28 protein-coding genes are annotated in these 25,901 nt (G+C 73.5%); 18 read left to right on the top strand and 10 right to left on the bottom strand.

Features of this window, described 5'->3' with window-relative positions; translation table 11 throughout:
* Positions 1–20: 20 nt before the first annotated feature.
* From SGA01_RS07805 to SGA01_RS07750, 12 genes are all read left to right on the top strand, one after another.
* Positions 21–848: an MHYT domain-containing protein gene (locus SGA01_RS07805; RefSeq protein ID WP_055639657.1), complete on the top strand. Its 828-nt coding sequence runs from the start codon at positions 21–23 to the stop codon at positions 846–848.
* A gap of 120 nt (positions 849–968) precedes the next feature.
* Positions 969–4,211, top strand: a complete 3,243-nt coding sequence (locus SGA01_RS07800; RefSeq protein ID WP_141294628.1) for a sensor histidine kinase — start codon at positions 969–971, stop codon at positions 4,209–4,211.
* Positions 4,208–4,642 (top strand): roadblock/LC7 domain-containing protein, encoded by a 435-nt coding sequence (locus tag SGA01_RS07795; RefSeq protein ID WP_024756831.1) that lies wholly within the window; start codon positions 4,208–4,210, stop codon positions 4,640–4,642. Before SGA01_RS07800 ends, SGA01_RS07795 begins: the two co-directional genes overlap by 4 nt.
* A gap of 13 nt (positions 4,643–4,655) precedes the next feature.
* On the top strand, positions 4,656–5,072 hold the full coding sequence (locus SGA01_RS07790; RefSeq protein WP_141294626.1) for a DUF742 domain-containing protein: 417 nt from the start codon (positions 4,656–4,658) through the stop codon (positions 5,070–5,072).
* Positions 5,053–5,676 carry a GTP-binding protein gene (locus tag SGA01_RS07785; RefSeq protein ID WP_141294624.1) on the top strand — a complete coding sequence of 208 codons (624 nt, stop codon included), beginning with the start codon at positions 5,053–5,055 and terminating at the stop codon, positions 5,674–5,676. The genes SGA01_RS07790 and SGA01_RS07785 overlap by 20 nt, the downstream gene beginning before the upstream one ends.
* A gap of 241 nt (positions 5,677–5,917) precedes the next feature.
* Positions 5,918–6,331 carry a roadblock/LC7 domain-containing protein gene (locus tag SGA01_RS07780; protein ID WP_141294623.1) on the top strand — a complete coding sequence of 138 codons (414 nt, stop codon included), beginning with the start codon at positions 5,918–5,920 and terminating at the stop codon, positions 6,329–6,331.
* A gap of 112 nt (positions 6,332–6,443) precedes the next feature.
* A complete protein-coding gene (locus tag SGA01_RS07775) occupies positions 6,444–7,496 on the top strand; it encodes a DUF6397 family protein (protein WP_174867224.1) in 1,053 nt (350 codons plus the stop codon).
* A gap of 58 nt (positions 7,497–7,554) precedes the next feature.
* A complete protein-coding gene (locus tag SGA01_RS07770) occupies positions 7,555–9,102 on the top strand; it encodes an ATP-dependent DNA ligase (protein ID WP_141294621.1) in 1,548 nt (515 codons plus the stop codon).
* 146 nt (positions 9,103–9,248) lie between these two features.
* Positions 9,249–9,626 carry a hypothetical protein gene (locus SGA01_RS07765; protein WP_141294619.1) on the top strand — a complete coding sequence of 126 codons (378 nt, stop codon included), beginning with the start codon at positions 9,249–9,251 and terminating at the stop codon, positions 9,624–9,626.
* A 209-nt stretch (positions 9,627–9,835) separates the two neighbouring features.
* Positions 9,836–10,627: a polysaccharide deacetylase family protein gene (locus SGA01_RS07760; protein WP_141294617.1), complete on the top strand. Its 792-nt coding sequence runs from the start codon at positions 9,836–9,838 to the stop codon at positions 10,625–10,627.
* Between the two features lie 387 nt (positions 10,628–11,014).
* The gene (locus tag SGA01_RS07755) at positions 11,015–11,728 is read left to right on the top strand and encodes a hypothetical protein (RefSeq protein WP_174867223.1); all 714 of its coding nucleotides are present in this window, start codon (positions 11,015–11,017) and stop codon (positions 11,726–11,728) included.
* On the top strand, positions 11,725–12,096 hold the full coding sequence (locus tag SGA01_RS07750; RefSeq protein WP_141294615.1) for a peptidase inhibitor family I36 protein: 372 nt from the start codon (positions 11,725–11,727) through the stop codon (positions 12,094–12,096). The genes SGA01_RS07755 and SGA01_RS07750 overlap by 4 nt, the downstream gene beginning before the upstream one ends.
* Positions 12,097–12,119: 23 nt before the next feature.
* On the opposite strand, the gene SGA01_RS07745 is transcribed toward SGA01_RS07750, so the two are convergent.
* From SGA01_RS07745 to SGA01_RS07730, 4 genes are all read right to left on the bottom strand, one after another.
* Entirely contained in the window at positions 12,120–12,890 is a 771-nt protein-coding gene (locus SGA01_RS07745) for a rod shape-determining protein (protein WP_141294613.1), read from the bottom strand.
* A 152-nt stretch (positions 12,891–13,042) separates the two neighbouring features.
* On the bottom strand, positions 13,043–14,233 hold the full coding sequence (locus tag SGA01_RS07740; RefSeq protein ID WP_141294611.1) for a globin domain-containing protein: 1,191 nt from the start codon (positions 14,231–14,233) through the stop codon (positions 13,043–13,045).
* A 73-nt stretch (positions 14,234–14,306) separates the two neighbouring features.
* Positions 14,307–14,750, bottom strand: coding sequence for an RrF2 family transcriptional regulator (locus SGA01_RS07735; RefSeq protein WP_141294609.1), 444 nt, complete (start codon positions 14,748–14,750; stop codon positions 14,307–14,309).
* Positions 14,751–14,865: 115 nt separating this feature from the next.
* Positions 14,866–15,261, bottom strand: coding sequence for an SHOCT domain-containing protein (locus SGA01_RS07730; protein ID WP_141294607.1), 396 nt, complete (start codon positions 15,259–15,261; stop codon positions 14,866–14,868).
* 157 nt (positions 15,262–15,418) lie between these two features.
* On the opposite strand from SGA01_RS07730, the gene SGA01_RS07725 reads away from it, so the two are divergent.
* Together SGA01_RS07725 and SGA01_RS07720 are read left to right on the top strand one after the other, a co-directional pair.
* Complete coding sequence (locus tag SGA01_RS07725; protein ID WP_141294605.1) at positions 15,419–15,856, top strand: DUF6325 family protein; 438 nt, start codon at positions 15,419–15,421, stop codon at positions 15,854–15,856.
* Between the two features lie 9 nt (positions 15,857–15,865).
* Positions 15,866–16,231 (top strand): SHOCT domain-containing protein, encoded by a 366-nt coding sequence (locus SGA01_RS07720; RefSeq protein ID WP_167534039.1) that lies wholly within the window; start codon positions 15,866–15,868, stop codon positions 16,229–16,231.
* Positions 16,232–16,338: 107 nt separating this feature from the next.
* On the opposite strand, the gene SGA01_RS07710 is transcribed toward SGA01_RS07720, so the two are convergent.
* Both SGA01_RS07710 and SGA01_RS07705 read right to left on the bottom strand, forming a co-directional pair.
* Positions 16,339–16,788 (bottom strand): peroxiredoxin, encoded by a 450-nt coding sequence (locus SGA01_RS07710; protein WP_141294601.1) that lies wholly within the window; start codon positions 16,786–16,788, stop codon positions 16,339–16,341.
* A gap of 104 nt (positions 16,789–16,892) precedes the next feature.
* Positions 16,893–17,477, bottom strand: a complete 585-nt coding sequence (locus tag SGA01_RS07705; RefSeq protein WP_141294599.1) for a PadR family transcriptional regulator — start codon at positions 17,475–17,477, stop codon at positions 16,893–16,895.
* Positions 17,478–17,682: 205 nt separating this feature from the next.
* On the opposite strand from SGA01_RS07705, the gene SGA01_RS07700 reads away from it, so the two are divergent.
* The 3 genes from SGA01_RS07700 (at position 17,683) to SGA01_RS07690 (ending at position 20,120) form a co-directional block, all read left to right on the top strand.
* Positions 17,683–18,168: an SRPBCC family protein gene (locus SGA01_RS07700; RefSeq protein WP_141294597.1), complete on the top strand. Its 486-nt coding sequence runs from the start codon at positions 17,683–17,685 to the stop codon at positions 18,166–18,168.
* Between the two features lie 161 nt (positions 18,169–18,329).
* Positions 18,330–19,703 (top strand): L,D-transpeptidase, encoded by a 1,374-nt coding sequence (locus SGA01_RS07695; RefSeq protein WP_229918285.1) that lies wholly within the window; start codon positions 18,330–18,332, stop codon positions 19,701–19,703.
* A 108-nt stretch (positions 19,704–19,811) separates the two neighbouring features.
* On the top strand, positions 19,812–20,120 hold the full coding sequence (locus SGA01_RS07690; protein ID WP_141294593.1) for a CU044_2847 family protein: 309 nt from the start codon (positions 19,812–19,814) through the stop codon (positions 20,118–20,120).
* Between the two features lie 20 nt (positions 20,121–20,140).
* Here the strand turns inward: SGA01_RS07690 and SGA01_RS07685 are convergent, their stop codons facing one another.
* The 3 genes from SGA01_RS07685 to SGA01_RS07675 form a co-directional block, all read right to left on the bottom strand.
* Positions 20,141–21,466, bottom strand: a complete 1,326-nt coding sequence (locus tag SGA01_RS07685; protein WP_229918284.1) for a threonine/serine exporter family protein — start codon at positions 21,464–21,466, stop codon at positions 20,141–20,143.
* 248 nt (positions 21,467–21,714) lie between these two features.
* The gene (locus tag SGA01_RS07680; protein WP_079037238.1) at positions 21,715–22,035 is read right to left on the bottom strand and encodes a cupin domain-containing protein; all 321 of its coding nucleotides are present in this window, start codon (positions 22,033–22,035) and stop codon (positions 21,715–21,717) included.
* Positions 22,032–23,336 carry an MFS transporter gene (locus tag SGA01_RS07675; protein WP_229918283.1) on the bottom strand — a complete coding sequence of 435 codons (1,305 nt, stop codon included), beginning with the start codon at positions 23,334–23,336 and terminating at the stop codon, positions 22,032–22,034. Before SGA01_RS07675 ends, SGA01_RS07680 begins: the two co-directional genes overlap by 4 nt.
* Positions 23,337–23,464: 128 nt before the next feature.
* Here SGA01_RS07675 and SGA01_RS07670 point away from each other — a divergent pair, with 128 nt between their 5' ends.
* Positions 23,465–24,352 carry a LysR family transcriptional regulator gene (locus SGA01_RS07670; RefSeq protein ID WP_141294587.1) on the top strand — a complete coding sequence of 296 codons (888 nt, stop codon included), beginning with the start codon at positions 23,465–23,467 and terminating at the stop codon, positions 24,350–24,352.
* Between the two features lie 26 nt (positions 24,353–24,378).
* Here SGA01_RS07670 and SGA01_RS07665 read toward each other — a convergent pair whose 3' ends face one another.
* The gene (locus tag SGA01_RS07665; protein WP_229918282.1) at positions 24,379–25,704 is read right to left on the bottom strand and encodes a M20 metallopeptidase family protein; all 1,326 of its coding nucleotides are present in this window, start codon (positions 25,702–25,704) and stop codon (positions 24,379–24,381) included.
* Positions 25,705–25,901 lie beyond the last annotated feature (197 nt).

Genomic DNA, 25,901 nt, shown 5'->3' with positions numbered 1-25,901 from the left:
CGCACTAGCGTCCCTGAGCCATGGGACACCTGGACCACGCCACCTTCGGCTGGCTGACACCCGCGCTGTCGTACGCGATGGCCTGCATCGGCGCCGCCCTCGGGCTGCGCTGCACCGTACGGGCTCTCGACGCGACCGGCCGATCGCGGCGGAACTGGCTGCTCACCGCCGCCTCCGCGATCGGCACCGGCATCTGGACGATGCACTTCGTCGCGATGCTCGGCTTCGGCGTGACCGGAACCGACATCCGCTACAACGTTCCCCTCACCATCCTCAGCCTGCTCATCGCCATGGCCGTCGTCGGCCTCGGAGTGTTCGCCGTCGGCTACGGCCGCGACCGGGTCCGTTCGCTCCTGATCGGCGGACTGACCACGGGCGTCGGCGTGGCGAGCATGCACTACATGGGCATGGCCGCGCTCCGGCTGCACGGACAGGTCCGGTTCGACCCCCTGCTCGTCGCCCTCTCGGTCGTGATCGCGGTCGTGGCCGCCACCGCGGCGCTCTGGGCGGCACTCAACATCCACGCTCCGGCAGCCGTCGCCGTCGCCTCGCTCGTCATGGGCGCGGCCGTCAGCAGCATGCACTACACGGGGATGTTCGCCGTTCGGGTCGAGGTCGTTCCCTCCGCCACCGCTCTCCCGGGCGCCACGGTCATGCAGTTCATCTTCCCGCTCGCCGTCGGACTCGGCTCGTACCTGTTCATCACCTCCGCCTTCGTCGCCCTCTCGCCGACGGCGAAGGAGCGGGCCGCGTACGCCTCGGCCGAGCGCCTCACCGAACCGGACGAGCGGGCGGTGGACGTCGCACCCCCCGGCTTCCGCACCGCCGAACCCGCCCGTCACCGCTGATCGGACCCGACCTGACCTGACCGGCCGGCCCTTCATTCCGTACTCCCGCCCCCGTACCTCCGCACACCGCTCACGCACAGCCACCGCACCAGAGACAGACGCAGCCGGAACGAGGAGCCCATGCGAACTCCCCGCAAGACCAAGGACGCCGAGGCGACGGCTCCGCCGCCGGCGCCCGCGCGCGGGCGACGCGCACACGCCGGGCCCCCCGCCGAGGAACAGGGGCCGCACCACACCCCCGAGGCCTTCCCCACCGCCGGCCGCACGGACGACCCCCACGCGCCGGGCACCCCGGACGCGTACGCCTCGGACACCCCCGCCGCGGGGTCCGGTTCTCCGGTCCGCACCCGCCCGACGGGACACGGACTGCGTCCCCGGACCGTCCGGGCCAAGATCGTCTCGCTCCTGATGGTCCCGGTCGTCTCGCTCCTCGCCCTGTGGGGATTCGCCACCGTCACCACCGCCCAGGACATCGCCCGGCTCCGACAGCTCCAGCGCGTCGACGCCGAGATCCGCGAGCCGGTGACGGCCGCGATCGACGCGCTCCAGGCCGAACGGCGCGCCGCCGTACGCCAGGTGGCCGCGCCCGGCACCGCCCGGTCGGCCGAGCTCAAGGACCGGATGCGCCGCACGGACACCGCCATCGACCGCCTCCGCCTCGACGGCGACCACACCGTCGGCGACACCGGGGACCTGCCCGGAGACGTTCCCGCACGGGTGAGCGCCTTCGTCGGCACCGTCGAGGGCCTCGCACGGCTCCGCACCGCCGCCGTCGACGGCCGCGCCGACTGGGACCAGGTGTACGAGGAGTACACCGCCGCCGTCTCCGCGGGCTTCGCCGTCGGCGGCGCCCTCACCGGCATCCAGGACACCCAGCAGGGGTCCGACGCGCGCGTGCTCCTCGAATTCGGCCGCGCGGGCGAGATGCTGGCCCGGGAGGACGCCCTCCTCGGCTCCGCCCACCTCACCGGGCGGCTCACCTCGGAACGGCTCCGCGCCTTCGCCGGAGCCGTCGAGACCCGCCGTACCCTCACCGCCTCCGCCACGGCCGACCTGCCCGCCGCGACACGTGCGGAGTGGGCCCGGATCGAGGCGGGCCGCGACCACACCCGGCTCGTCAAGGCCGAGGACAGCGTCCTGACCGCCGAGGCCGGGCGTCCCGCGGCCCAGGCGGTCACGTCCGCCGACTGGGACGACACCCTGACCGCCGTACGGAGCGGACTCACCGCGATCGAGACCGAGGCGCGCACGGCCGCGGCCGACCGCGCCGACCCCTTCGCGGGCGGCGTCCTGAGCATGGGCGGCGCGGCGGTCCTGCTCGGCCTCGCCGCCGTCGCCGCCTCCCTCGTCATCTCCGTCCGCATCGGCCGGGGCCTCGTCGTCGAACTCGTCAGCCTCCGCAACACCGCCCTCGGGATCGCCCGCCGCAAACTCCCCGCCGCCATGCGGCGACTGCGTGCCGGAGAGGAGATCGACGTACGGGCCGAGACACCGCCCGGGCCCGTCTCCCAGGACGAGATCGGCCAGGTCGGCGAGGCGCTCATCACCGTGCACCGCGCGGCGCTCTCCGCGGCCGTCGAGCGCGCCGAGCTCGCCAGCGGGATCTCCGGGGTCTTCGTCAACCTCGCCCGCCGCAGCCAGGTCCTCGTCCACCGCCAGCTCAACCTCCTGGACAGCATGGAGCGGCGAGCCGACGACCCCAACGAGCTCGGGGACCTCTTCCGCCTCGACCACCTCACCACCCGCATGCGCCGCCACGCCGAGAGCCTGATCATCCTCTCCGGCGCCGCCCCCGGCCGCGCGTGGCGCATGCCCGTCCCCCTCACCAACGTCGTCCGCGCCGCCGTCTCCGAAATCGAGGACTACGCGCGCGTGGAGGTGCGCCGACTGCCCGAGACGGCCGTCGTCGGCGGCGCCGTCGCCGACCTGACCCACCTCCTCGCCGAGCTCATCGAGAACGCCGCCCAGTTCTCCCCGCCCCACACCAAGGTGCGGGTCAGCGGAGAACCCGTCGGCAACGGCTACGCCCTGGAGATCGAGGACCGCGGACTCGGCATGGGCAAGGAGACCCTCGCCGAGGCCAACGCCCGCATCGCCCAGTCCGAGGCCCTCGACCTCTTCGACAGCGACCGCCTCGGACTCTTCGTCGTCAGCCGGCTCTCCTCCCGCCACGACATCAAGGTCCATCTGCGGACCTCCCCGTACGGCGGGACGACGGCCGTCGTGCTGCTCCCGACCGACCTCCTCCAGGGCGCGCTGCCGCCCGGGCGCGGCGCCCCGGCGACCACCGGGCCGGACGCCGAGGGCACGGTGGCCGCTTCCCGGGCCGGGAGCCCCGGGGTCCGGCGAACTCCGGCCGAGCCGCCCCGCGGTGGCGACCCCCGTACCGGCGTCTCCCGAGGCACGGACCCGCGTGCGGGCGGCTCCGCCGGGGACGCCTCGCGCGCCGCGCGGGAACACGAGGAGGCGCAGCGCGCGGAGGCCCGCCGCTTCGGCCGCCCCCAGGGCCCCCGTACGCCGACGCCGACCCTCCCCCTCGGCCCCGCCACGCCCTCCCGGGCCCCGCAGCCGCCGACCGTCCCGCAGTCCCGCCCGCAGCCCCTGTCGCGCCCGACGGCGGTTCCCGCCCTGTCGGCGCGACCGGAGGAGGGCCCCCCGCCCGCCGGGGTCACCGCCCTCCGCCCGCGTGGCCAGTCCGCACCGACACAGGCCGCACCGGCACGGGTCGTTCCGACGCCGGCCGGACCGACACAGCCCGGACCGACACAGCCCAGGCCGACACAGTCCGGACCGACACGGGCCGTTCCGACACCGAGCGGACCGGTACAGCCCGGACCGTCACGGGCCGTTCCGACACCGACCGCGCCAGTGCAGGCCGGACCGACACAGGCCCCGCCGACACGAGCCGTTCCGACGCCCGCCGCACCGGCCTCCTCGTCGGTTCCGGCGACGCCTCCGCCGCCGCGGGGCCCGGCTCCCGTGCAGCCGCCCACGACGCCGTTCGGCCCGGGCGCGTACGGCCCGCAAGGAGACCCGGCCGGCCTCGGCGGCGGCGACCACGGCGACCCCGACGGCGATCTGCCGCGCCGCGTGCGGCAGGCGAACCTCGTCCCGCAGCTCCGCGAGGCACCCGCTCCCGCCCCGGTCTCCGTACCCGCGGCTCCCGGTGCGGACGGGCGTACCCCCGAGCAGGTCCGTGACCGGATGGCGGCCTACCGGGACGGCTGGCAGCGCGGCGGCGGCCCCGCCCCCGGCAGCAGGCGGCCCCTCGGGACCGGCTTCGGCGGAGAGTTCCCCGCCGAGCCGCACCACGACCTCATCGACCCCATGACCACCCCCCGCTTCGAAGGAGACGACGCATGATCGACCACGAGAGGATCTCCCATCACCGGTCCGGTGAACTCGACTGGCTCCTCGACGACCTCGTCATGCGGGTCCGCGAGGTCCGCCACACCGTGGTGCTCTCCAACGACGGCCTGGCCGTCGGCTCCTCCAGCGGACTGAGCCGGGAGGACGCCGAGCACCTCGCCGCCATCGCCTCCGGCTTCCACAGCCTCGCCAAGGGCGCGGGAAGGCAGTTCCACACCGGGGGCGTCCGCCAGACGATGGTCGAGATGGACGACGGGTTCCTGTTCGTCGCCGCGGCGGGCGACGGCTCCTGCCTCGCGGTCCTCAGCTCGGTCAGCGCCGACATCGGCCTCATCGCCTACGAGATGGCCCGTCTCGTCAAGCGGGTCGGCGAGCATCTGCACACCCCGCCGCGGCTCACGGTGACCCCGCCGGCCGCCGGCTGACCCGGAGACCTCCATGAACGAGGACAGCACCGGCGGCGGCCCGGCCGTACCGGGCGGTCAGTGGTACGACGCCGACGCCGGGCCGCTGGTACGCCCGTACGCGATGACCGGCGGCCGGACCCGGCCGGGGCCCAGCAACGTACGGTTCGACCTCATCGCCCTCGTCGTCGTCGACGACGACCCGCCGGGAGCGGCCGAGGAAGGCCTCCTGGGCCCCGAACACCGCTCCCTGCTCGCCCTGTGCCGCGCCGAGACGCAGTCCGTGGCCGAGCTCGCCGCCGACGCCGACCTGCCCGTCGGAGTCGTCCGGGTCCTCCTCGGCGACCTCCTCGAATCGGGCTTCGTCCGCGTCAGCAGACCCGTACCCCCCGCACAGCTCCCCGACGAAAGAATCCTGAGGGAAGTCATCGATGGCCTACGAGCGCTCTGAGAGCACCGGCACCGGCGCGGGAGACGGCGTGGACACCACCGCCCTCGCCCTGAAGATCCTGGTCGCCGGCGGATTCGGGGTCGGCAAGACCACCCTGGTCGGCTCCGTCAGCGAGATCCGACCCCTGCGGACGGAGGAACGGCTCAGCCGCGCCGGCGAACTCGTCGACGACACCGGGGGAGTCGACCAGAAGACCACCACGACCGTCGCCATGGACTTCGGCCGCATCACGATCCGCTCCGGACTCTCCCTCTACCTCTTCGGCACTCCGGGTCAGGACCGCTTCTGGTTTCTGTGGGACGAGCTGTCGCAGGGCGCCCTGGGGGCCGTCGTGCTCGCCGACACCCGGCGGCTCGAGGACTGCTTCCCGGCCGTCGACTACTTCGAGCACCGCAAGATCCCCTTCGTCGTCGCCGTCAACTGCTTCACGGGCGCCCGGACGTACGGCGCGCACGAGGTCTCCCGTGCGCTCGACCTGGACCGCGGCACACCTGTCGTGCTGTGCGACGCGCGCGACCGCGACTCGGGGAAGGAGGTGCTCATCCGGCTCGTCGAGTACGCCGGGCGGATGCACACCGCCCGACTCCTCGACAGCGTCGGCTGAATGACCGCGCGCAGTGCCTCAGCCGAAGGCGCCGCCCTGGCCGTCACGTTGTCGATCCTCACCCGGATCCTCGGTCGTCCTCGTCATGCCCCCATACTGCCTCCCGCCTCGGACATCGGGCGGGACGCGCGGGCGCGGCTCGGTGCTTGCCCTGTCCACGACAGTGCGTAAGGCTTGCCACGACACGCGGAGCCGGACGACCAGCGGGTCGACGGGGAAGCAACACCAAGGGGGAGTACGCATGGCGCTGGACAAGGGACTGGACTGGCTTCTCGACGATCTGACCCAACGGGTCGGGTTCATACGGCACGCGCTGGTGCTGTCGAACGACGGTCTGGTCACGGGCGCGAGCAGTGGTCTCGCGCGGGAGGACGCCGAGCACCTGGCCGCCGTCTCCTCGGGCCTGCACAGCCTGGCCCGGGGCTCGGGACGGCACTTCCGGGCCGGCCGGGCCCGGCAGACGATGGTGGAGTTCGACGAGGCGCTGCTCTTCGTGACGGCGGCGGGCGAGGGCAGCTGCCTGTGCGTCCTCAGCGCGGCCGAGGCCGACGTCGGCCAGGTGGCCTACGAGATGACGCTGCTGGTCAACCGGGTCGGCGAGCACCTCGGCGTGGCGGCACGCCAGCCGGGCCGCCCGGGTGACACCGCGTACTGACGCGGGTTGTCCACAGCAGGTTTTCCACAGGCCACACGCGTGTCGTCACTCTGCGTTACGTTCTCTCTTGTCGGAGTACGAGAGGCATGAACGTACGGGGGAGGGCCACGCGATGACGGTGGACGAAGGCACGCGCACGCTGACACCGGGGCAGGCGGCGGAGGAACTGGAGCTGAGGCGCGGCGAGTTCCGGCTCGCGACGCAGCTGGGGCTGGTGAGGACCGTGCCCGTGGGTGAAAGGGAGCGGCGGCGGGTCGAGCGGGCGGAGATCGACCGGCTCAGGGCCGCGCCGGACTTCCCCGAGGGCCTGCGTGAACGAGTGCGGGCGGTGGGCACCCGGGAGGCGGCGGCGCTGCTGTCCGTGCCCCAGGACCGGTTCACCCGGCTGGCCAGGACAGGGCATCTGAGCCCGGTGCGGTTCTATCTGAACCGCTACCGGGCGGTGGTGTGGATGTACCTCGCGGCGGAGGTGGCCGAGTTCGCCCTCTCGCACCCGGCTCTCCTCAGCGGGCGGCTGCCCCAGGACGTGCGCGAGCGTCTCGACGGGCACGAGGACTCCAGGCCGAGGAACTGGCGGGCGCGCCGGCTCACCCTGCTGCTCCGGGCCACGGACGACCCTTGGGCTCGCGCGGCGGCCATCGCCTCCGTGCTGCCTCCCGTCCATCTGGCCGAGGTCGTCGGCGATCCGTACGAGCGCGCCCACCTCGACCGGTTGCGCCCGCCACCGCAGCCCGGCCACCCCGTGTCGTCGGCGGCCCGCGAGGTCGCCGAGCGGCTCGCGCTGGCCGACGAGCCGGACGAGGTCCTCTGGCATCGGATGAGTCTGACCCTGGCCCTGGAAGAAGCGCGCGCGGACCGCCCCGCCCCGCACCCGGGCGAGGCTCAGGAGCAGGCCCACGTGGCGCGGCAGCGGTCGCTGCCACCCCCGCCCTTGGAGCCACCACCGCCCAGGGCGTCGCTGCCCGCTTCCGATCCGCTGCCGACTGCGCGGGGCGCGGAAGCGCCGACCGTCGGGCGGCTTCCCCCGCTCCCACCGGGGGCGGACCCGGACCCGCCGTCGCGGACCGGCTCCCCACGCCCCCGACTGCTCGACCGGCTCCTTCGGAGGACGGCCGCGCATGCCGCGCGCGGCCGGAGAAGGAAGCGGTCGGTGGGCTGGCCCTGACGCGGAAGCGGACCGGTGCCGGCGTGCGGTGGGCACGCGGTGTGGGGAGGATGGGCCCATGCTTCTCGCCCGTGTCGCGGAGGTGTCCCGGGAGGTCGCCGCCACCTCCGCGCGCTCGCGCAAGATCGGCCTGCTGGCCGAGCTCTTCGCGGAGGCCGTGCCCGAGGAGAGCCCGCTCGTCATCGCCTACCTCGCGGGCCGACTCCCGCAGGGGCGGATCGGCGTGGGGTGGAGCGTCCTCAAGAACGTCGTTCCGCCCGCCGTCCCACCCGCCGAGGCGCCAGGCCTCACGCTCGCGCGCGTCGACACCGCGCTCGCGGAGCTCGCCGCGGTCTCGGGGGCGGGTGCCCGGGCGGAGCGGGACCGGCTCGTCCGCTCGCTGTTCACCGCCGCCACCCAAGACGAACAGGAGCTTCTGCTCCGGCTCCTCTCCGGGGACGTACGGCAGGGGGCGCTCGACGCCATCGCCCTGGAAGGCGTCGCCAAGGCCGCCACCGTGCCCGCCGCCGAGCTGCGCCGCGCCGTCATGCTCGAAGGCTCCCTGCCGCCGGTCGCCCAGGCCGTGCTGGCCGAAGGGGCCACCGCCCTCGACCGGTTCACGCTGCGGGTCGGGAGCCCGGTGCAGCCCATGCTCGCGCACACCGCCGCCTCCGTCACCGAGGCGATCGCCGCCCTGGGAGCCTGCGCCGTGGAGGAGAAGCTCGACGGCATCCGCGTCCAGGTGCACCGCATCGGCGACGACGTGCGTGTCCACACCCGCTCCCTCGACGACATCACCGACCGGCTCCCCGAGGTCGTCGCCACCGCCCGCGCCGTGCCCTCGGACGCGTTCATCCTCGACGGGGAGGTCATCGCGCTCGACCCCGGCACCGGGCGCCCCGTGTCCTTCCAGTCCATCGCGGCCCGGGTGGGCTCCCGCACCGACGTGGCCGGGGCACGGGCCGCGCTGCCCCTGACACCCGTCTTCTTCGACGTCCTCGCCGCCGACGCCGAGAGCCTGATCGACCGGCCGGGCCGGGACCGGCACGCCGTGCTCGCCCGGCTGCTCCCCGAACCCCACCGGGTGCGCCGCCTCGTCGTCACGGACCCGGCCGATCCCGCACGGGTCGAGGAGGCCGAGCGCTTCTTCACCGAGACGCTGGAGCGCGGCCACGAGGGAGTGCTCGTCAAGGCCTTGGACGCGCCTTACGTGGCCGGCCGCCGGGGCCGCACCTGGCTGAAGGTGAAGCCCGTCCACACCGTCGACCTCGTCGTCCTCGCCGTCGAGCGGGGCCACGGGCGCAGGACCGGACTGCTGTCCAACCTTCACCTCGGGGCGCGTACGGAGGACGGCGGCTTCGTCATGCTGGGAAAGACCTTCAAAGGGCTCACCGACGAGATGCTCCGCTGGCAGACCGAGCGCCTCGGGGAACTCGCCGTGGCGGACGACGGGTTCACCGTGCGGGTGCGACCGGAGCTCGTCGTCGAGATCGCCTACGACGGGCTCCAGGCCTCGACCCGCTATCCGGCCGGCATCACCCTCCGCTTCGCCCGCGTCCTGCGCCACCGCCCCGACAAACCCGCCTCGGAGGCCGACACCGTCGGGGCGATCACCGGACAGCGCTGAACGCGCACCCGCGGGACCCAGCGGGACCTCGCAGAACCTCGCAGAACCTCGCAGAACCTCGCAGAAGCTCGCGGGACCTGGCGGGACCTCGCGGGAGTCCTCTCCGCGAGGGATGCTGGAGACGTGGCACGAGGAGCCGCGAGGAGATGAGCGCCGTGTACGACTTGCACATCGACACCGACGTCACCGTGCAGCTGAGCGACTGCTGCCGGGAGGACGCCCAGGCCGTGTTCGACGTCCTCGACCGTGTCTACCAGCTGGAGGACATGGAGACCCCGGGCCCGCGGACCGCGGAGGGCCCGGCCACGACCGTCTGGGTCGCCACGTTCGACACGGCCGGCGGACGCCGCGAGGACGTGGGCCCCACGCATCTGACCGCGTTGGTCGGCGCCACGCTCACCGGCGGTTACCACGCCGTCGACGAGGTCGAGCGCGTGCTCGCCACCGGCTTCGACGTCCGGTCCCTGCAGTCGGTCTCGGGTGACCAGGAGACCGAGGCCCGCCTGCTGCTCGCCTCCCGCTGAGCGACAAGGCGACGAACCCCCCCCGGGCGGAGCGGACGGGCGCCGTCCGGGGCTTACGTATGCCCGCACGCCGTAGTGGAACCCCTAGCAGCACCCCCCCTGTGAGCACCGGTATACACCGTGTGTAGAGTCCTCCGACGTCGCATGATCCGCCCTGACCAAGCGGTGGCGACCCATCGAAGACTTCACAGGGGAAAGCGGGTTCCACCATGTTCCGATCCAGGCTGGGCCGCCGCAGGGGGACGGCGGCCGTCGTACTCGCCGCCGCGTCGCTGATGCTGACGCTCGGTGGGTGCGGGGTCGACCGGATCACTCCGCAGGACGCCCGGGACGAGGCCGGGACGGACGACAAGGCGGGTGCGGGCGGGAGTGCCCGCCGCGTCGACTGCGCCGAGGTGAAGTGCATAGCGCTGACCTTCGACGCCGGGCCGGCCAAGGACACGCCCCGGCTCCTCGACATCCTCAAGGAGAAGCAGGTCCCCGCCACCTTCTTCCTGCTCGGCAAGAAGCACGTCGACCGTTACCCCCAGGTGGTCAAGCGCATCGCCGACGAGGGGCACGAGGTCGCCAACCACACCTGGAGCCACCGGATCCTCACCGGCCTCGACAAGGCCGAGGTGCGCGAGGAGCTGGCCCTCACCCAGACCGCCGTCGAGAAGATAACCGGCACCAAGCCCACGCTGATGCGCCCGCCGCAGGGCCGTACCGACGGCACCGTCTCCGAGGTCAGCAAGGAACTCGGCCTCGCTCAGATCCTGTGGAGCGTCACGGCCAAGGACTACTCCACCAACGACTCCGCGCTGATACGCCAGCGCGTGCTCGACCAGGCGGGGCGCGACGGCATCATCCTGCTCCACGACATATACGACGGCACGGTGCCTGCCGTCCCCTCGATCATCGACGAGCTGAAGAACCGGGGCTTCACCTTCGTGACGGTGCCCGAACTCCTCGCCCCCGGAAAGGCCGAGCCCGGGGCTGTCTACGCTCCCCAGGCGGAGTGACGAGACCTGCGGAAACCGGGTGATCTGACTCACATCGCCCACATGTGAGTACACGGAACATTCGGGCAAGGTTTACCGTTCATACGTATGTGACTGCGAAGGGGTCCGGTCCCCATGGTCCCCCCCTAGAGGTGACCGCTCTTCGCCGTCACGGCTACAGGCCCCGGTTGGAACCCCCCGTCCAACCGGGGCTTTGTCGTTCCCCGGAGCTCCCCGGCGTTCCCTGGTCAGTCCCCGCGCGACGGCGCCCGAAGGGCGCGCGACCCGGCGCGTTCGACCCGTTCGAGTGAGCCTCGGCATGGCCGGCGCGACTACGGGCAGTGATCTTCCCGGGCCCTCCGGACGATCACCCGGACCCCGCCGAACCGGGACGTCCGAAGGGGACCCATGCTCCGCAGCACACCTCGCGCCCGCCGCGCCCTCGTCACCGCGGCCGCCTCCCTGCTCATCTCCGGCTGTACCGTCGTCGGCCCGGACGGGGCAGGTCAGCCGGGCGTTCCGGCCGATCGGGCGGCCCAGGACAGGCTCCTGAAGGCGGCCGAGCACCGGCTCGTCGTCGACTGCCTGGCGGACCAGGGCCTCACCCTCACGGCGCGGGCCCGCGCCCCGGACGAGGACCGGACCCTCCAGGCGGCGCTCTTCGGAGCGGGGCCCCGCGAACTCTCCGTCACGCTCGCCACCGGCGCCACCGTCACCGCCCACGAGGACGGCTGCCTCGCCGCCGCGCGAGCCCGGCTCTACGGCGACGCCCGCCGCTGGTTCCGGGCCCAGGTGACCGTCGGCAACCTGCGCGCCGAGGCCCAGGCCCGCATGCGCGACGACCCAGCCCATCAGGAGGCGCTCGCCCGCTGGACCCGGTGCGCGACCCCGACCGATCGCCCCCGACCCGCCGGTCCCGACCCCACCGTCGCCGCCCGCTGTGCCCAGGAGAGCGGACTCGACGACGTCCGCGCCCGGCTGGAGGCCGTCGAGCTGCTCGTGGTGCGGACCCTGCACCGGGACCAGCTCACCGCATACCGGCAGCTGCGCGACCGCGCACTGCTGCGGGCAGCCGAACTGCCCGCGCCCACCCCACCGCAGAAAGGCCACGACCCCTCGTGAAGCGCATCCTCGCCCTCTCCGCAGCGGCCCTGTTCGCCGTCACCGCAGGCCTCGCCCTCTCCACCTCCGCCGGCGCCGCCGAATGTCCCAGCGGGGAGTTCTGCGTCTGGCAGGACTCGAACTTCGGCGGTCAGCGCGCCAACTGGAGCGGAGACGACGGCTGGTGGGAGAGCTGGATCTCCGACACCGACTCCTCCTGGGCCAACCACGGCATCTCGGGCCCCGGCATCAAGGACCACGTCAAGGTCTACGAGAGCGCCTGGCAGGGAGGCGACATGACCATCTGTCTCGCCCCAGGTCAGGAGGTCGGCTACAACGGCGCCGCGAACGACCGTGGCGACTCCCACATCTGGTCGACCGGCTGTTGACCTTCGGCAGGGTCGATCGCGGCTCAGACAGACCCTAGGCGGCCGCCCGGGTGGCGAAGGGCGGAGGTCAGCATCAGTCCCGCGCCGCGGACGACGCTCGTCGACGGGTCGCTCGCCAGCCGCAGGCGGGCCCGGAGGAGGTGCGCCAGGCGTCCCGTCACGTCCATGCGGAGCGCACCTCCGCCGGTCACGAGGACTCCGCGGCGCAGCGCGCCGCGGACGGCGCCCGTGCTGTCGTGCCGCCACAGGTCACTGACCAGATCGGCGGCAGTCCCGGCGATCGTGTCGGGCATCCGTCCCGACTCCTGCACGTCGTCGACGCCCACCTCGGCGAGCCGGGCGTCCTCGACCAGGCCGTCGACGACGAGCGTCACCTCGGTCAGCTGGGCGCCGAGGTCGACCACGAGCAGGGGCCCGCCGCCGGGCGGGGCGGCGTAGGCCGCGGCGGCACGGGCGCTGTCCACGGCGATGACCCGCACCGGGCCGAGCCCGTCCACCACCCGGCGGGCGGCCTCGCGCTCGGCCGGGGCGGCGAGCACCGGGTGGGTCAGCATCACGACCGTGTCGTGCCCGCCGTCACCGGGAGCGGCGGCCGTCAGCCGCCGCAGCAGTCGGAGTTGGGAGTCCGCGTCGGTCACCCGGCCGCGCCGTACGGGACCGCTCGGCACGTCCGCGAAGACACCCGCCCCCGGGGCCCATGCCCGGGTCCGCGAGCTACCGATGTCGAGCGCGATCCCGCGCACCGGGCGCCGCCCCGTGCCCCGGCCGCCGCCGACCGATCCGAACGATCCCATCGCTTCCGTCCATTCGCTCCGTACCCGCTGATTGCGAGGCCGATACGGGCCCTCACTATGCAGTATCCGCAGCGTGAATGCCATGCCGCTTGGCTATCGAAGGCCGAGGTGCCGATGAAGGCCTCCGGGGAGGAGGCCTTCAGGAGGGGGTGTCAGTTCTCGGCGCCGAGCCACAGGTCCGGGCCGAAGACCTCGTAGTGGATGTCGGCCGCGGCCGTCCCGCGGGTGAGGAGGTCGCCGCGCACGGTGCGGAGGAACGGCAGCGGTCCGCAGAGGTACGCCGTCGTGCCCTCGGGGAGGTCGAGCGCGGTGACGTCGGCTCGACCGCGCAGTGCCACGGAGTCCTCGCCCGGCTCCTCGTACCAGACGTGGAGGGCCGCGCCCGGCAGCGCCTCGACGAGGCGGTGCAGCTCGGCGGCGTGCGCGTGGGACGAGGGGGAGCGGTCCGCGTGCGCGACCACGACCGGGCGGGTCGATCCGCTGGCCGCGAGGTGGTCGAGCATCGCCAGCATCGGGGTGCTGCCGATGCCGGCGGAGGCGAGCAGCAGGGGGCCGTCGCCCTCGGGCAGGACCAGATCGCCGAAGGGGGCCGACACCTCCACGGTGTCGCCCACGCGGGCGTTGCCGTGCAGCCAGGAGGAGACCTCGCCCGCCGGGTCGCCGTCGACCCGCTTGACCGTGATCCGCCACTGCGGGTGTCCGGGAGCGGCGGAGAGGCTGTACTGGCGGATCTGCCGGGCACCGTCGGGCAGGGCGACCTGGACGCTCACGTACTGCCCCGGCCGGAACACGGAGGTCGGGGTCCCGTCGGTGTGACGCAGGACGAAGGACACGGTGTCGGCCGTCTCCTCGCGGCGCTCGGCGATCTCCATCGTCCGCCAGACCTCGCCCTCGGGGACGCCGGCCTCCTGGTACAGCCGGGCCTCCACGGCGATGAGCGCGTTGGCCATCAGCCAGTACACCTCGTCCCAGGCCTGGGCGACCTCGGGGGTGACCGCGTCGCCGAGGACCTCGACGATCGCGGCGAACAGGTGCTCGTGCACCGTCTTGTACTGCTCGGCGGTGACGCCGAGCGAGGCGTGCTTGTGCGCGATGCGGGAGAGCATGACGTCCGGGCGGCTGTCCGGGTGGTCGAGGAGCGCGACCGCGAAGGCGGCTATGGACCCGGCCAGTGCCTTCCGCTGCTCGCCGTTCACCTGGTTCCCCCGGTTGAACAGGTCGCGGAGCAGCTCGGGGTGGGCGGCGAAGAGCCGCGCGTAGAAGCGCTCGGTGATCTGGTCGAGCGCGCCGCCGACGGCGGGCAGAGTGGCGCGGATGACCGGGGCGGCCTGCTCGGACAGCATGGGAACTCTCAATCTGGTAGATGATCTGCGTATTAAAAGCTGTGCGTGCTCCGAGGGGGAGCATGCGTGGTTCTCAGGTGGAAGGGCGTGGCGTGAGGGAGAGGAGCAGCGGCCCCGTCGGCGAGGCGACGAGCTCCGCCACGGTCAGCGGGTCGAGTACGCGATAGAACGCCTCCTGCGCCTCGCGCAGCGCACCCCGCAGTCGGCACGCCGTGCGCAGCGGGCACGGAGGATCGCCCTCGCAAGCGACGACCTCTTCCTCGCCCTCCAGGGTGCGGGTCAGCCAGCCCACCGAAGAGCGCCGGCCCAGCTCCGTCAGGACCAGACCGCCGCCACGGCCGCGTCGCGCCTCGACCACGCCGAGGTGCTGGAGCCGGGTGACGACCTTCGCCATGTGGGCGTAGGGCACGTCCATCGACTCCGCCACCTCGCGCGTGGTGACGGACTCGTCCTGCGCGATGACCGCCAGGCGCATCACGGCACGGAGCGCCAGGTCGGTGAACTTCGTCAACCTCACGATCCGACCCTACCAAAGCGGTATGTGGCATACGCATTAAGGGGGCGGCGTGCGAGCCCTTGGCCCGCACGCCGCCCTTTCCGGCCCGGCCTTGTCCGGCCGCCCGGACCTGCCCTCAGGCCAGAACCTTGGCTTTCGCCTTCTCGAACTCCTCGGCCGTGATGGCGCCCTTCTCCTTCAGGTCCGCGAGCCGCGCCAGCTCGTCGGTGGCGCCGCCGCCCGGCGCCGTCGCCGCCGTCTTGCGGATGTAGTCCTGGAACGCCGCCTCGGAGTCCTTGGCCTGCTTGACGTCACGCCGGCTCATGCCCTTGCCGCGGGCGATGACGTACACGAGGACGCCGAGATAGGGGAGCACGATGCAGAAGATCAGCCAGCCGGCCTTGGCCCAGCCGTTGAGGTCGTGGTCACGGAAGATGTCGGTGATCACCTTGAAGAGCAGGAAGAGCCACATGATCCAGAGGAAGAACCACAGCATGGTCCAGAAGATGTCGAGGAGGGGGTAGTCGTCCATTCCTGCGCACTCCGTTCCCGCACGGGCCGTGGAGGCCCGGCGTACGAGTGAGTCTCATGCAGGCACCGCGTCCCCGCATGTCGTGGCGGTCCGGCGTGCGGCCCGCCCCTCACCGTGCTCGGATGGTGGCCGAGGACCGTGAGAGGAACGGAGCGTCATGGGGCCGATGGAATGTGTCGTGCTCGCCTTCCCGGGGGAGCGGCTGAAAGTGGCGGCGGTGACGGCCGTCGCGGATCTGCGCAGAGCGGGTCAGGTGCGCCTGATCGATTCGCTCGTCGTCGTCAAGTCCCTCACGGGGGAGGTGTCCACCTCCGAGCTGATCGAGTACGAGGAGTACGACGAGGCCACTGCCGAGATCGGGCCCGAGGCCAATCTGCTCGGCCCCGAGGACGCGGCCGAGGCGGCCGAGACCCTCGAACCGGGCTCCTGCGCGCTGATGCTGCTCGTCGAACACGTCTGGGCCGCCCGTGCGGCGGAGGCGATCCGCGAGGCGGGCGGTCGGATCTCCGGGAACGTGCGCATCCCGCACGACCACGTCGAACAGGCGCGGGATGCCCACCGCCAGGCCGTGGCCGCCGTGGCCGGAAGGAGTTGACCGATGTTCATGCGACGCCGTCCCCTCGTCCGTCCGGTCGTCCGGCCCCGGGGAGCACCCTTGCTGCGCGGCGCCCTCGTGGGAGGCGCGGCCTACGTCGCCGGTAAGAGCTCCGCCCGCGCCGCGCGCCGCGAACAGGACCAGGAGGAGGCCATCGCCGACCTCCAGGCGCAGCAGCAACCACAGCCACAGGCCCCCGCGCCCCCACCCGCTCAGGCCCCCGTGCAGAGCCCGCTCCCGCCTGCCGGGGCGCCTGTCGCAGGGGCGGCGCCCACGGTCACCGACCAGCTGATCCGGCTCGGTGAACTCGCCCAGCAAGGCCTGCTCACCCCCGAGGAGTTCGCGGCGGCCAAGGCGAAGCTCCTCGGCGTCTGAGGCGCCTCAGGCTGTTCGAGCCGTTCGAGCCGTTCGAGCCGTTCGAGCCGTCCGAGCCGTCCGAGCCGTCCGAGGCGTCCGAGACGCTCGGCAGGGAGCGGTCGACGTCAGCCGCGCCGCAGCGCGGCCAGGGCGCGGTCCGCGTGCGCGCTCATGCGGAGTTCGCTGCGCACGACTTCCCGTACGCGCCGGTCCTGGCCGATCACGAACGTGATCCGCTTCGTCGGCGCGAGCGAGAAGCCACGCTTCACGCCGAACCGGTCCCGCACGGTGCCGTCCGGATCCGACAGCAGCGGATAGCCGAGGGAGTGCCGCTCCGCGAACTCCAGCTGGCGTTCCACCCCGTCGGTGCTGATGCCCACGGGCAGCGCGCCGACGGCGCGGAACTCGGTGGCGAGATCGCGGAAGTGGCATGCCTCGGCGGTGCAGCCAGGGGTCAGCGCCGCCGGGTAGAAGAAGAGGACGACCGGCCCCTCGCCCAGCAGCCCCGAGAGGGAGCGCGGGGTGCCGGTTTCATCCGGAAGGGTGAAGTCCTCGACAAGGTCACCGACGTTCATGGCGGTCCGTCCCCGATCCGTCCGTACGCGACCCCCGGCGCCTCCGGTGGCCGGCCGGTGACGTTACCGCAGAGTAGGGAATCCCGTAACCCCCGCCGACTGCCTCAGCGGGCGGGCTCCGGCACACCGCCGCGCGCGGCGGCGCGCCGGTCGAGAACGGCGAGGGCCCGCTCTCCCCAGCGCAGGTTCTCCTCCTCGAAGAACCGGCCGCGCATCAGGGTGAGATAGGGGCCGATCCGCTCCGCCTCACGGAGATACGTCTCCTCGTCCCGCCCGTCGAGCATCCGCTCCCGCAGTCGGTCGTAGCGGGCCAGCTTGGTCCGGGCCGTCTCCATCCGCTGGGCCACGAAGCCCCGGACCGCTTGCGTGTCGCCCTCGTCGCAGGCCTGCACCTGGACCATCAGCTCGTCACGGATGGCGCTGGGACGCGGGGGCGCCGACGTGTAGGCGTGCAGATCGCGATGCCCCGACTCCGTGAGGCTGAACATCCGCTTGTTCGGACGCCGTTCCTGCTCCACCACGCGGGCCGTGATGAGACCGGCCTCGGCGAGCCGCTCCAGCTCGCGGTAGAGCTGCTGCGGGGTGGCGGCCCAGAAGTTGGCGACGGACACGTCGAAGATCTTGGCCAGGTCGTATCCGGAGGCCTCGCCCTCCAGGAGAGCTGCGAGGACGGCGTGCTTGAGGGACATCCGGACAAACTAGCAGCACGTTGAATAGTTTCCTCCGCACCTATTCAACGACCGCAGGACCTGCCGCGCGCGCCGGGGGACCGGCGAGGGCCGGGCGGGCCGGGTCGCGGGTCCCCCGGCGGCGCTTCGCGCTGGCACGTCGCTCCCGCGCCTGCCTAGGCTGGAGGGAGAAGGTCTTGGGGGCGTAGATCCGAGGGGCAGCGCGATGTGCAGCGACACGTTCGTCTACATCACCTACATCCGGACCACTCCCGACGAGCTCTGGAAGGCACTCACCGACCCGGAGCTCACCCGCCGCTACTGGGGCGTGGCCTTCGAGTCGACGTGGACCGCCGGTGCCTCGATGGTGTGGGACGAGGACGGACGCAGGACCGTCGACCCCGAGCAGGTCGTCCTCGCAGCCGAGCCCGGCCGCCTTCTCTCGTACACCTGGCACACCTTCACCCCGGCGTGGGCGGAGGCCGTCGGCCTCGACCGGGAGATCTACGCGCCTTTGACCCGGGAGCGCCGGTCCCGGGTGACCTTCGACATCGAGCCCTCGGGCGACACCGTCAAGCTCACCGTCACCCACGGCGACCTGGAGCCCGACGGCATCATGCGGGGGCTGATCGGGGAGGGCTGGCCCGCGCTGATCTCCAGCCTCAAGTCCCTTCTGGAGACGGGCGAGGAACTCCCCGAGCCGCCCCGCTGACCTGCGTCGGGCCCACGCTGGCCCATTCGAGTCGTCTCCGTCCCCCACTCCGCCCCCACGCCCGGTGTCTTGATCATCTTTTCCTCCTTTCATCCGTTTTGATGCTGCGGTCGGCGACGCCCGTCGGCGCTGCTGTCGTCCGGAAAGGGAGGGTGTCCTACGTGCCGTCACGCAGATACGTACGGGGGTGGGGGGCGTTGCCCCTCGCGGTCGGAGCCGTCCTCGTCGGCACGGCGGCCCAGCCGCCCGCCGGCCCGGCCACGCTCGCGGCCGGGGCGCCGGACTCCACCGCCGTGGTCTCGGTGGACGCCTGCGGCAGCGGCCTGTGCTCCGCGCCCCGCCACACGGTGGCCCTGAGCGCCGGAGGCACCTCCGCGGCACGCACCCTCACGGGGCGCTCCGTCATGCTCGGCGATCAGGCCACCGGCCCCGTCACGCTGCTGCTCCGCACTCCCGGCCGGCTCGCCGACGTCACCGTGACCGACCGGCGCGGCCGCCGGGTCGCCGGGGTGCCGAGCGCGGACGGCACCCGCTGGACGAGCGACACCGCCCTGCCCGCCGGAGGCCGCTACACGGCCCGCCTCGTCGTCGAACGGCCCGACCATGAAGCCGGACCCGAGGCACCCCACCGCCATCTCGCCCGGCTGGAGTTCCGCACCGCCGTCGCAACCATCGATGAGCGGCTCACCGTCACCTTCGGGCCGGAGGGGGGCCGGACGTACGGAGTCGGCAGGCCGATCACCGCCGAACTCAGCCGCCCCGTCCCGGCGGACAGCCCCGGCGCACGCCGCCTCGTCGAGCGCGCCCTCCAGGTCCGCACCGAACCGCGGGTCGAGGGCTCCTGGCACTGGGTCGACTCCACCACCCTCCACTACCGGCCCCGCGACTACTGGCCCGCCCGCGCCGTCATCCGCGTCCACAGCGGCCTCGACGGGCAGCGCGTCGGCGGCGGCCTCTACGGCGGCCCGTCCCGCCCGCTCACCTTCACCACCGGAGACCGCGTCGAGGCCGTCACCGACGTGGCAGCCCTGAAGATGACCGTCTTCCACGACGGCCGGGCGGTCCGCACCTTCCCGGTGACCACCGGGAAGGCCGGGTACCGGACCCGGGGCGGCATCAAGGTCGTCCTCGGCAAGGAGCCGCTCGTCCGCATGCGGGGCGACTCGATCGGCATCGTGCGCGGGAGCCGCGACTTCTACGACCTCAAGGTCCGTTGGGCCACCCGGGTGACCTGGAGCGGCGAGTACCTGCATGCCGCGCCCTGGTCCCTGGACGCCCAGGGCAGCGAGAACGTCAGTCACGGCTGCACCGGGATGAGCACCGAGGACGCCGCCTGGCTGTTCCGTACGGTCCGCGAGGGCGACCTCGTCCGGGTCGTCAACGGCTACGGGGAGCCGATGACCCCCTTCGGCAACGGCTTCGGGGACTGGAACCTCGGCTGGGCGGAGTGGCGGCGCGGCAGCGCGCTCGCGGACCCGGCCGCCGCCGCCGGCCCCGCGGCGGCCGCGGCGGGCTCCCTGCGCCCCGCGCTCTGAGCCGTACGCCGACGCGCCCGCGCCACGCCGAGTGCCCTTCGGGCGCCCCTGTCCCGTACCCCTCGGTGATACTGACGTCCTGTCAGGTCGCCGGTCCAAGGAGCTTCGATGTCGGACGTCACCAAGGTCGAGGTCGGGGACGCGACCCTCTTCGTGGAAGCGCGGCGGCTCGGCCCCGACAGCGAGCTCGAAGGGTTCGGCGACCGGCTGCCGGACCTCTCCGCCGTCACCGGGGCGCTCGCCTCCTTCGCCGGGCAGATCGGCGAGGCGCTCGACCGGGCGGCCCCCGACCGGGCGACCGTCGAGTTCGGCTGCCAGCTCGGGCTGGACGCGGGCAAGCTCACCGCCCTCGTCGTCCAGGGCAGCGCCAATGCCAGCCTGCGGGTCACCCTCGAATGGATGAAGCCGCCCCACTGACAGGGCCGTGACGGGCCTTCTCACTCCTTCCGGATCGCGACGGCCCCTGGCGTCCCCGGCTCCGCCGCTTCGTCCGGGCCGGGCGAGTCCGGCGGAGCCGGTGCGCCCAGCATCAGCCGGGGGCGCCGCTGGAGTCCGGCGCCGACGAGGACTCCCATGGCGATCGAGGCCACGGTGATCACCATGCCGACCATGCTGTCGAGGCCGCCGCCGGTGTCGCCCGCCACGATGATCTCCGAGATGCTGGTGAGGCCGACCGCGCCGGGCACGAGCAGCCAGAAGCAGGGCAGGAACACCACCTGGTCCGGGGTGTGCGAGCGGCGGGCGATCCACTTGGCCATCGGCGGCAGCAGCATCCCGGCCGCGAAGGCGCCGAACGTCGCCCCGGCGAACTCCGAGGCCACCGACTGCACGAGCCGCTCGGTGAGCAGGGCGCCCAGGAGCCAGCCCGTGACGCGCGGCGGGGCGGAGAAGTACAGCAGGAAGCCGAAGCCGAGCAGCAGCACGCCGACCCACGGCGCCCAGAGGCCGAGGGCGGGTGAAGCGGGCCCGCCCGACGGGCGGGGGTCCACCAGCTCGGTGCCCACCAGGATGCCGATGGCCAGGAGCAGGAGCACGTTCGCGGCCCCCGCCAGGCGGGAGATGCCCGACAGTGCGGCCCCGGTGGCGAGTTCGATGGCACCCAGGGTGAGCGCGGAGCCCGGCAGGAAGGCGATCAGCGGCGGGATGTACAGCACCGTGGGCGCTTCGTGCAGCAGCGGGCCGGCCCACTGCTGCGCGGCCGCCGTGACCAGGATCGCCGCCACGACCGGCAGGGCGGTCCGGGCCGCCGGGAGCCGGTCGCCGAACAGGCGCAGCAGACCGACACCCGCGCCCAGGACCGCGTACCCGATGACGGCGGGGACGGTCGCGTGCCGCATCGTGCCCAGGCCGACGGTGAGCAGGATGTAGCCGAGGATCGTGGCGGCGGGGCTGAACCGCTCCGGTTGCGCCCGGACCTCCCGGAGCGCTCGCCGCACCTCCTCGAACGGCACCTGCCCCGAACGCATCCGCTCGACGAGTGACTGGAGCGCCTCCACCTGGTCGAGCCGCAGGTCCGGGCCTTCGACGGGGGCGAAGTCGAGCTCGCCGCCCCGGCCGTCGGGGCCGCCGCCGACCCGGACGAACAGCCCCGTGGGCACCACGAAGCTCCGCGCCCGCATGCCGTAGCGGGCGGCCACGTCGTGCAGCACCCGTTCGACCTCGGCCGTCCGCTCCCCGGCGCGCAGCAGCTCGGAGCCGAGCTCGCACAGCAGCGCGGCGAGGTCCCGCAACCACTCCCGGTCGGCGCCCTCGGCCTCCGGCACGGTCAGGGTCTTCCCCCGCCGCCGGGGTCGCAGCGCGGCAGCCCGCCGAGCAAGACCACGCACATCGAGACGGGACAAAAGGCGCATTCGCGCACGTTAGCAGCGGATTCGAACCCTCACACCCGTCCGCCCCGGTGGCCGGAGCCGACACGGGTTCCGGCCGCAAGCCTCTCCCTGTACTCGACGGTGAGAGTCCCCGGCGTGAGCCGGCCGTCCAGCCCGTCCAGCCCTGCCGGCCGTCCGGTCGGTCAGTCGTTCACGGCCGTCAGGAGGACCACCGCGTCCTCCACCGCCGTCAGCCCGTGCCGCTCCTTGGGGATCATCCGCAGCGCCGCCGCCGGGAGCTCCTCCGACCAGCCGGCCGCCGTCAGCTTGACCCGGCCCCGCAGCACCTGGAGGCTCGCGGCCGGTGGCGCGTTGTGCTCGTCCAGGGACGTGCCCGACGTCAGGGCGATGACGGTCTGCCGGAGCACCCCGTCGTGCATGACCAGATGGGCGCTGCGCCCGTGCGGCGCGGTGCGGGCCGCGGCCAGGTGCTCGTCGGCGAGCGCGGTGAGGTCCAGGATCATGTCTCTCCCTGCGGGGTTCTCTCCTGCGAGGTGCTCGAGCGGATACCCCCAGCCTCCCGTGTGGCGTCCGGGCCGCAACTCGGGACCACCGGTCGCGCCACGACCGCCACCACGAGACCGGCGACCGCGACGCACGCCCCCGCCGCCAGGAGGGCCGCGGACCAGCCGTACGCCGTGTACAGCCAGGAGCCGACGAGCGAACCGAGCGCCCCGCCGCCGAACGTCGCCAGCATGAAGACGGTGTTCACCCGGGCGGCCACGGCCCGGCCGATCGCGAATATCCGGGCCTGACTCGCCACCTGGCACGAGCTGACCCCGACCACCAGCAGATTGGCACCGGCCACGAGCGCCACGGGGGAGTACGGGGCGAACCCGGCCACCCCCAGGCCGAGCCCCGCGGCCGCCAGCCCCCCGGCGTTCACCGCCCGCGCCCCGTACCGGTCGGCCATGGGGCCGGCCACGGCCGAGAGGAGCGCCGCCGGCAGGGTCAGCACCCCGAAGAGCCCGGCGGCGCCAGGCCCGTACCCGAGGGGCGGGGCCGCCAGATGGAACGCGAGCACGGACCAGAAGACACTGAAGGCGGCGAAGACGCACGCCCCGAGCAGCGCCGAGATCCGCAGCTCCCGGTGGGCGGCGAGGAGCCCGGGCAGCCCGGCCAGAAGCCGGAGGTACGAGGAGCGGCGCCGGTCAGCAGGCCGCGCGCCCATCCGCTCGGGCAGCCGCCGGGGCAGGACCCACAGCAGTGCGGCCGTCGCCGCCGCGGCCACCACGTAGGCCGCACGCCAGCTCCCGCTCGCGTCGGTCACCGCGCCCGAGACCGTACGGGACAGCGTCGAACCCAGCGTGAGGCCGAGACCGACGAGCCCCACCACCCTGCCCTGGCGCCCCGGACCCGCGAGCACGGCCGCCACCGGGGTGAGGATCTGCGGCAGCACCGTGGTGGTGGACAGGGCCAGCGTGGCGAGCGTCAGCGTGACCACGTCCGGCGCCGCCGCGGCGACGAGCAGCGAGGCGGTGGTCAGCGCGAGGAGCGCCGAGGTGAGCCGGCGCAGCCGCGCGGTGTCGGCGAGCGGCACGAGCAGCAGGATGCCGAGCGCGTACCCGATCTGGGCCGCCGAGGCGACCAGCCCCGCCGTCCGCTCCGAGACCTCCAGGCCGCGCGCGACGGCGGCGAGCAGCGGCTGCGGGAAGTAGATGTTGGCGACGGTGACGGCCCCCGCGACGGCGAAGAGCAGGACGTTCACGGTACGGGCCGGAGGGGGCGAGGGGGCGGCAGGGACGACGGCGGGGCTCGGTTCCACGGACTCTCTTCCGTACGGGGAGGGCGACGCCTCCAGGCTCCTCGCCGTCACCCCCGTCGAACAAGATGCGATCATCGAAGCGGCGTTGAGCCACGCTCAACGATCGGAAGAAGCCCGGAGGAGGTCCGATGTTCGAACGGTACGAGCTGGAGGCGTTCCTGACGCTCGCCGAGGAGCTCCACTTCGGGCGCACCGCCGAACGCCTCGGCGTCTCCACCGGCCGGATCAGCCAGACCGTCAAGAAGCTGGAGCGGCGCGTGGGCGCCCCGCTCTTCGCCCGCACCAGCCGCAGCGTCCAGCTCACCCCCGTCGGCCTGAGCCTCTACGAGGACCTGCTGCCCGCCTACCGGCAGCTGCGCGCCGCGCTCGAACGCGCCGTCGAGGCCGGGCGTGGCGTCCACGGCAGACTGCGGACCGGCTTCGCCACGCCCTGGGGCGGCGAACTGCTCACGGCCGCCGCCGACACGCTGCTCGCCCGCCACCCCGGCTGTGAGATCACGGTCCGCGAGGTGCCGCTCGACGGCGGAACCGGCCCGCTCCGGGACGGAACGCTCGACGTCCAGTTCGTCGCCTTCCCCGTCCGGGAGCCGGACCTCACCACCGGTCCCGTCCTCGTCGCCGAGGACCGGGTCCTGCTGGTGCCCGTGGCACATCCGCTGGCGGGCCGGGCGTCCCTCGGCCTGGAGGACCTCGCGGGGCTGCCCCTGATCGCCCCCGAGGGCGCGAGCCCCCGCTACTGGCGCGATCATCACTTCCCCCGCCGCACTCCCTCGGGCGCCGCCGTGGGCCGGGGGCCCGCCGCGGCGACCTGGCAGGAGGTCCTCTCCCATGTGAGCGCCGGCCGGGGCGTCGTCCCCGGCGCGGCGCTCGGCGCCCGCTACCACCCGCGCCCCGGCATCGCCTACGTCCCCCTGCGGGACGCCCCGCCCATCGAGTACGGGCTGGTCTGGCCCACGGCCGCGGACTCCGCGCTGCTCAGGGCCTTCGTCGAGGCGGTCGGCGCGTCACACCTCTGACTCCTGCGCCGCTGACTGCTCCGCCCTCACTGCTCCGCCTCCGACTCCTCCGGCGGGGGTGCCGTCAGAGCCCCCGTCAGATGGTCGTACGCCACGTGCGCGTGGAGCCGGACACCGGTGACGAGGGTGTCGTCGTCCGCGTAGAAGTGCGGATTGTGGTTGGTGACGATCCCGCGCCCGCCCGGCACCGGCACGGGCCGCCCCGACGGGTCCAGGGCCGCGTCCTGGACCCCGAGCGTCACGTACAGGCCGCCGAAGCGGCGTACGAACTCGGAGATGTCGTCGTACCCGAGCGTGCCCCCGGTCTCCACGAGCCGGTCCTCGCCCACGACCCGGCGGAAGGTCGGCAGCGCCGACTCGACCCACGGCCTGCTGTTGTGCACGGGCGGTACGGACTGGAGGTACTCCACCGATGCGGCCGCCCCGTAAGCCGTCGCCGAGTGCTCCACGAGCGTCGTGAGGCGGCGCTGGACCTCGGCCATGTCCGACTCGACCGCGCACCGGACCGTGCCCCACAGCGTCACCGTCTGCCCGATGATGTTGAACCGGCCGACGTCCTCCACGTGCCCGATGGAGACCGTGACCGGCGCGAAGGCCGAGACCTGCCGGTACAGCTGACCCACCCCCGTCAGGACCGCCCCCACGGCCGGCATCGGATCGACGCCCTCCCAGGGAGTGGAGCCGTGCGTCTGCTTCCCGGTGACGACGACACGGACGAGGGTGGAGGCGGCGTACTGATTGCCGATCCGGTAGCCCACGTGACCCTTCGGATGGGGCGTCACATGCAGACCGAAGGCCATCGTCGGCACCGGGTCGGCGAAGGCGCCCGCCTCGACCATGGCCCGCGCCCCGCCCTCCTCGGTCACCGGCGGGCCCTCCTCGGCGGGCTGGAAGACGAAGAGCACGGTGCCGGGGAGGCGGTCCCGGACCCCGGTGAGCACCACCGCCGCGCCGAGGACCATCGCCGTGTGGCAGTCGTGCCCGCAGGCGTGCGAGACGGGGAACGGACCGCCCGGATAGTCGGAGTCCACGACTTCGGCGGCGAACTCCGTCCCGCACAGGTCCCTGACCGGCAGCGCGTCCATGTCCGCCCGGAGCGCCACGACCCGCCCGCCGGGTGACGCGCCCGCGCCGCGCAGGACGCCCACGACACCGTGTCCCGCGATGCCCGTACGCACCTCGTCGAGGCCCAGCGCGCGCAGCTCGTCCGCCACCAGCCGGGCCGTGTTCACCTCACGGTTGGACAGCTCCGGGTGCCGGTGCAGATGGTGCCGCCAGGCGACCACCCGGTCCGCGACCTTCGCCGCCCGTTCGTCCAGTTCGCCGTGTGTCGCGTCCGACTCCGTGCTCAACGGGGACTCCCTCTCGTACGGGCTCGTGCCGTGGCCATGGGGACCGTGCCCCACAAGCCTGCCACCCGGGGGTGGCGGATGGTTTCCGAACGCCGCGAGGTGGTGGCCCGGTTCGGAGGTGGTGGTCATCCCCGCTTGGCCGTACCGGGCCGGGACGCCGCACACCCCCCGTCCGGCGCGGGACGGGGGGTGTGCGG

It is taken from the genome of Streptomyces gardneri, assembly GCF_006539185.1.
GTDB classification, from domain to species: Bacteria; Actinomycetota; Actinomycetes; order Streptomycetales; family Streptomycetaceae; genus Streptomyces; species Streptomyces gardneri.
Note: the sequence above shows the minus strand (reverse complement) of the source record. Positions and strands in the feature narration are given on the sequence as shown.

Excerpts from the sequence above, each read along its gene's own strand:
- SGA01_RS07805 (WP_055639657.1), top strand. The coding sequence starts at position 21 with ATGGGACACCTGGACCACGCCACCTTCGGCTGGCTGACACCCGCGCTG.
- SGA01_RS07800 (WP_141294628.1), top strand. The coding sequence starts at position 969 with ATGCGAACTCCCCGCAAGACCAAGGACGCCGAGGCGACGGCTCCGCCG.
- SGA01_RS07795 (WP_024756831.1), top strand. The coding sequence starts at position 4,208 with ATGATCGACCACGAGAGGATCTCCCATCACCGGTCCGGTGAACTCGAC.
- SGA01_RS07790 (WP_141294626.1), top strand. The coding sequence starts at position 4,656 with ATGAACGAGGACAGCACCGGCGGCGGCCCGGCCGTACCGGGCGGTCAG.
- SGA01_RS07785 (WP_141294624.1), top strand. The coding sequence starts at position 5,053 with ATGGCCTACGAGCGCTCTGAGAGCACCGGCACCGGCGCGGGAGACGGC.
- SGA01_RS07780 (WP_141294623.1), top strand. The coding sequence starts at position 5,918 with ATGGCGCTGGACAAGGGACTGGACTGGCTTCTCGACGATCTGACCCAA.
- SGA01_RS07775 (WP_174867224.1), top strand. The coding sequence starts at position 6,444 with ATGACGGTGGACGAAGGCACGCGCACGCTGACACCGGGGCAGGCGGCG.
- SGA01_RS07770 (WP_141294621.1), top strand. The coding sequence starts at position 7,555 with ATGCTTCTCGCCCGTGTCGCGGAGGTGTCCCGGGAGGTCGCCGCCACC.
- SGA01_RS07765 (WP_141294619.1), top strand. The coding sequence starts at position 9,249 with ATGAGCGCCGTGTACGACTTGCACATCGACACCGACGTCACCGTGCAG.
- SGA01_RS07760 (WP_141294617.1), top strand. The coding sequence starts at position 9,836 with ATGTTCCGATCCAGGCTGGGCCGCCGCAGGGGGACGGCGGCCGTCGTA.
- SGA01_RS07755 (WP_174867223.1), top strand. The coding sequence starts at position 11,015 with ATGCTCCGCAGCACACCTCGCGCCCGCCGCGCCCTCGTCACCGCGGCC.
- SGA01_RS07745 (WP_141294613.1), bottom strand. The coding sequence starts at position 12,890 with ATGGGATCGTTCGGATCGGTCGGCGGCGGCCGGGGCACGGGGCGGCGC.
- SGA01_RS07740 (WP_141294611.1), bottom strand. The coding sequence starts at position 14,233 with ATGCTGTCCGAGCAGGCCGCCCCGGTCATCCGCGCCACTCTGCCCGCC.
- SGA01_RS07730 (WP_141294607.1), bottom strand. The coding sequence starts at position 15,261 with ATGGACGACTACCCCCTCCTCGACATCTTCTGGACCATGCTGTGGTTC.
- SGA01_RS07725 (WP_141294605.1), top strand. The coding sequence starts at position 15,419 with ATGGGGCCGATGGAATGTGTCGTGCTCGCCTTCCCGGGGGAGCGGCTG.
- SGA01_RS07720 (WP_167534039.1), top strand. The coding sequence starts at position 15,866 with ATGCGACGCCGTCCCCTCGTCCGTCCGGTCGTCCGGCCCCGGGGAGCA.
- SGA01_RS07710 (WP_141294601.1), bottom strand. The coding sequence starts at position 16,788 with ATGAACGTCGGTGACCTTGTCGAGGACTTCACCCTTCCGGATGAAACC.
- SGA01_RS07705 (WP_141294599.1), bottom strand. The coding sequence starts at position 17,477 with ATGTCCCTCAAGCACGCCGTCCTCGCAGCTCTCCTGGAGGGCGAGGCC.
- SGA01_RS07700 (WP_141294597.1), top strand. The coding sequence starts at position 17,683 with ATGTGCAGCGACACGTTCGTCTACATCACCTACATCCGGACCACTCCC.
- SGA01_RS07690 (WP_141294593.1), top strand. The coding sequence starts at position 19,812 with ATGTCGGACGTCACCAAGGTCGAGGTCGGGGACGCGACCCTCTTCGTG.
- SGA01_RS07680 (WP_079037238.1), bottom strand. The coding sequence starts at position 22,035 with ATGATCCTGGACCTCACCGCGCTCGCCGACGAGCACCTGGCCGCGGCC.
- SGA01_RS07670 (WP_141294587.1), top strand. The coding sequence starts at position 23,465 with ATGTTCGAACGGTACGAGCTGGAGGCGTTCCTGACGCTCGCCGAGGAG.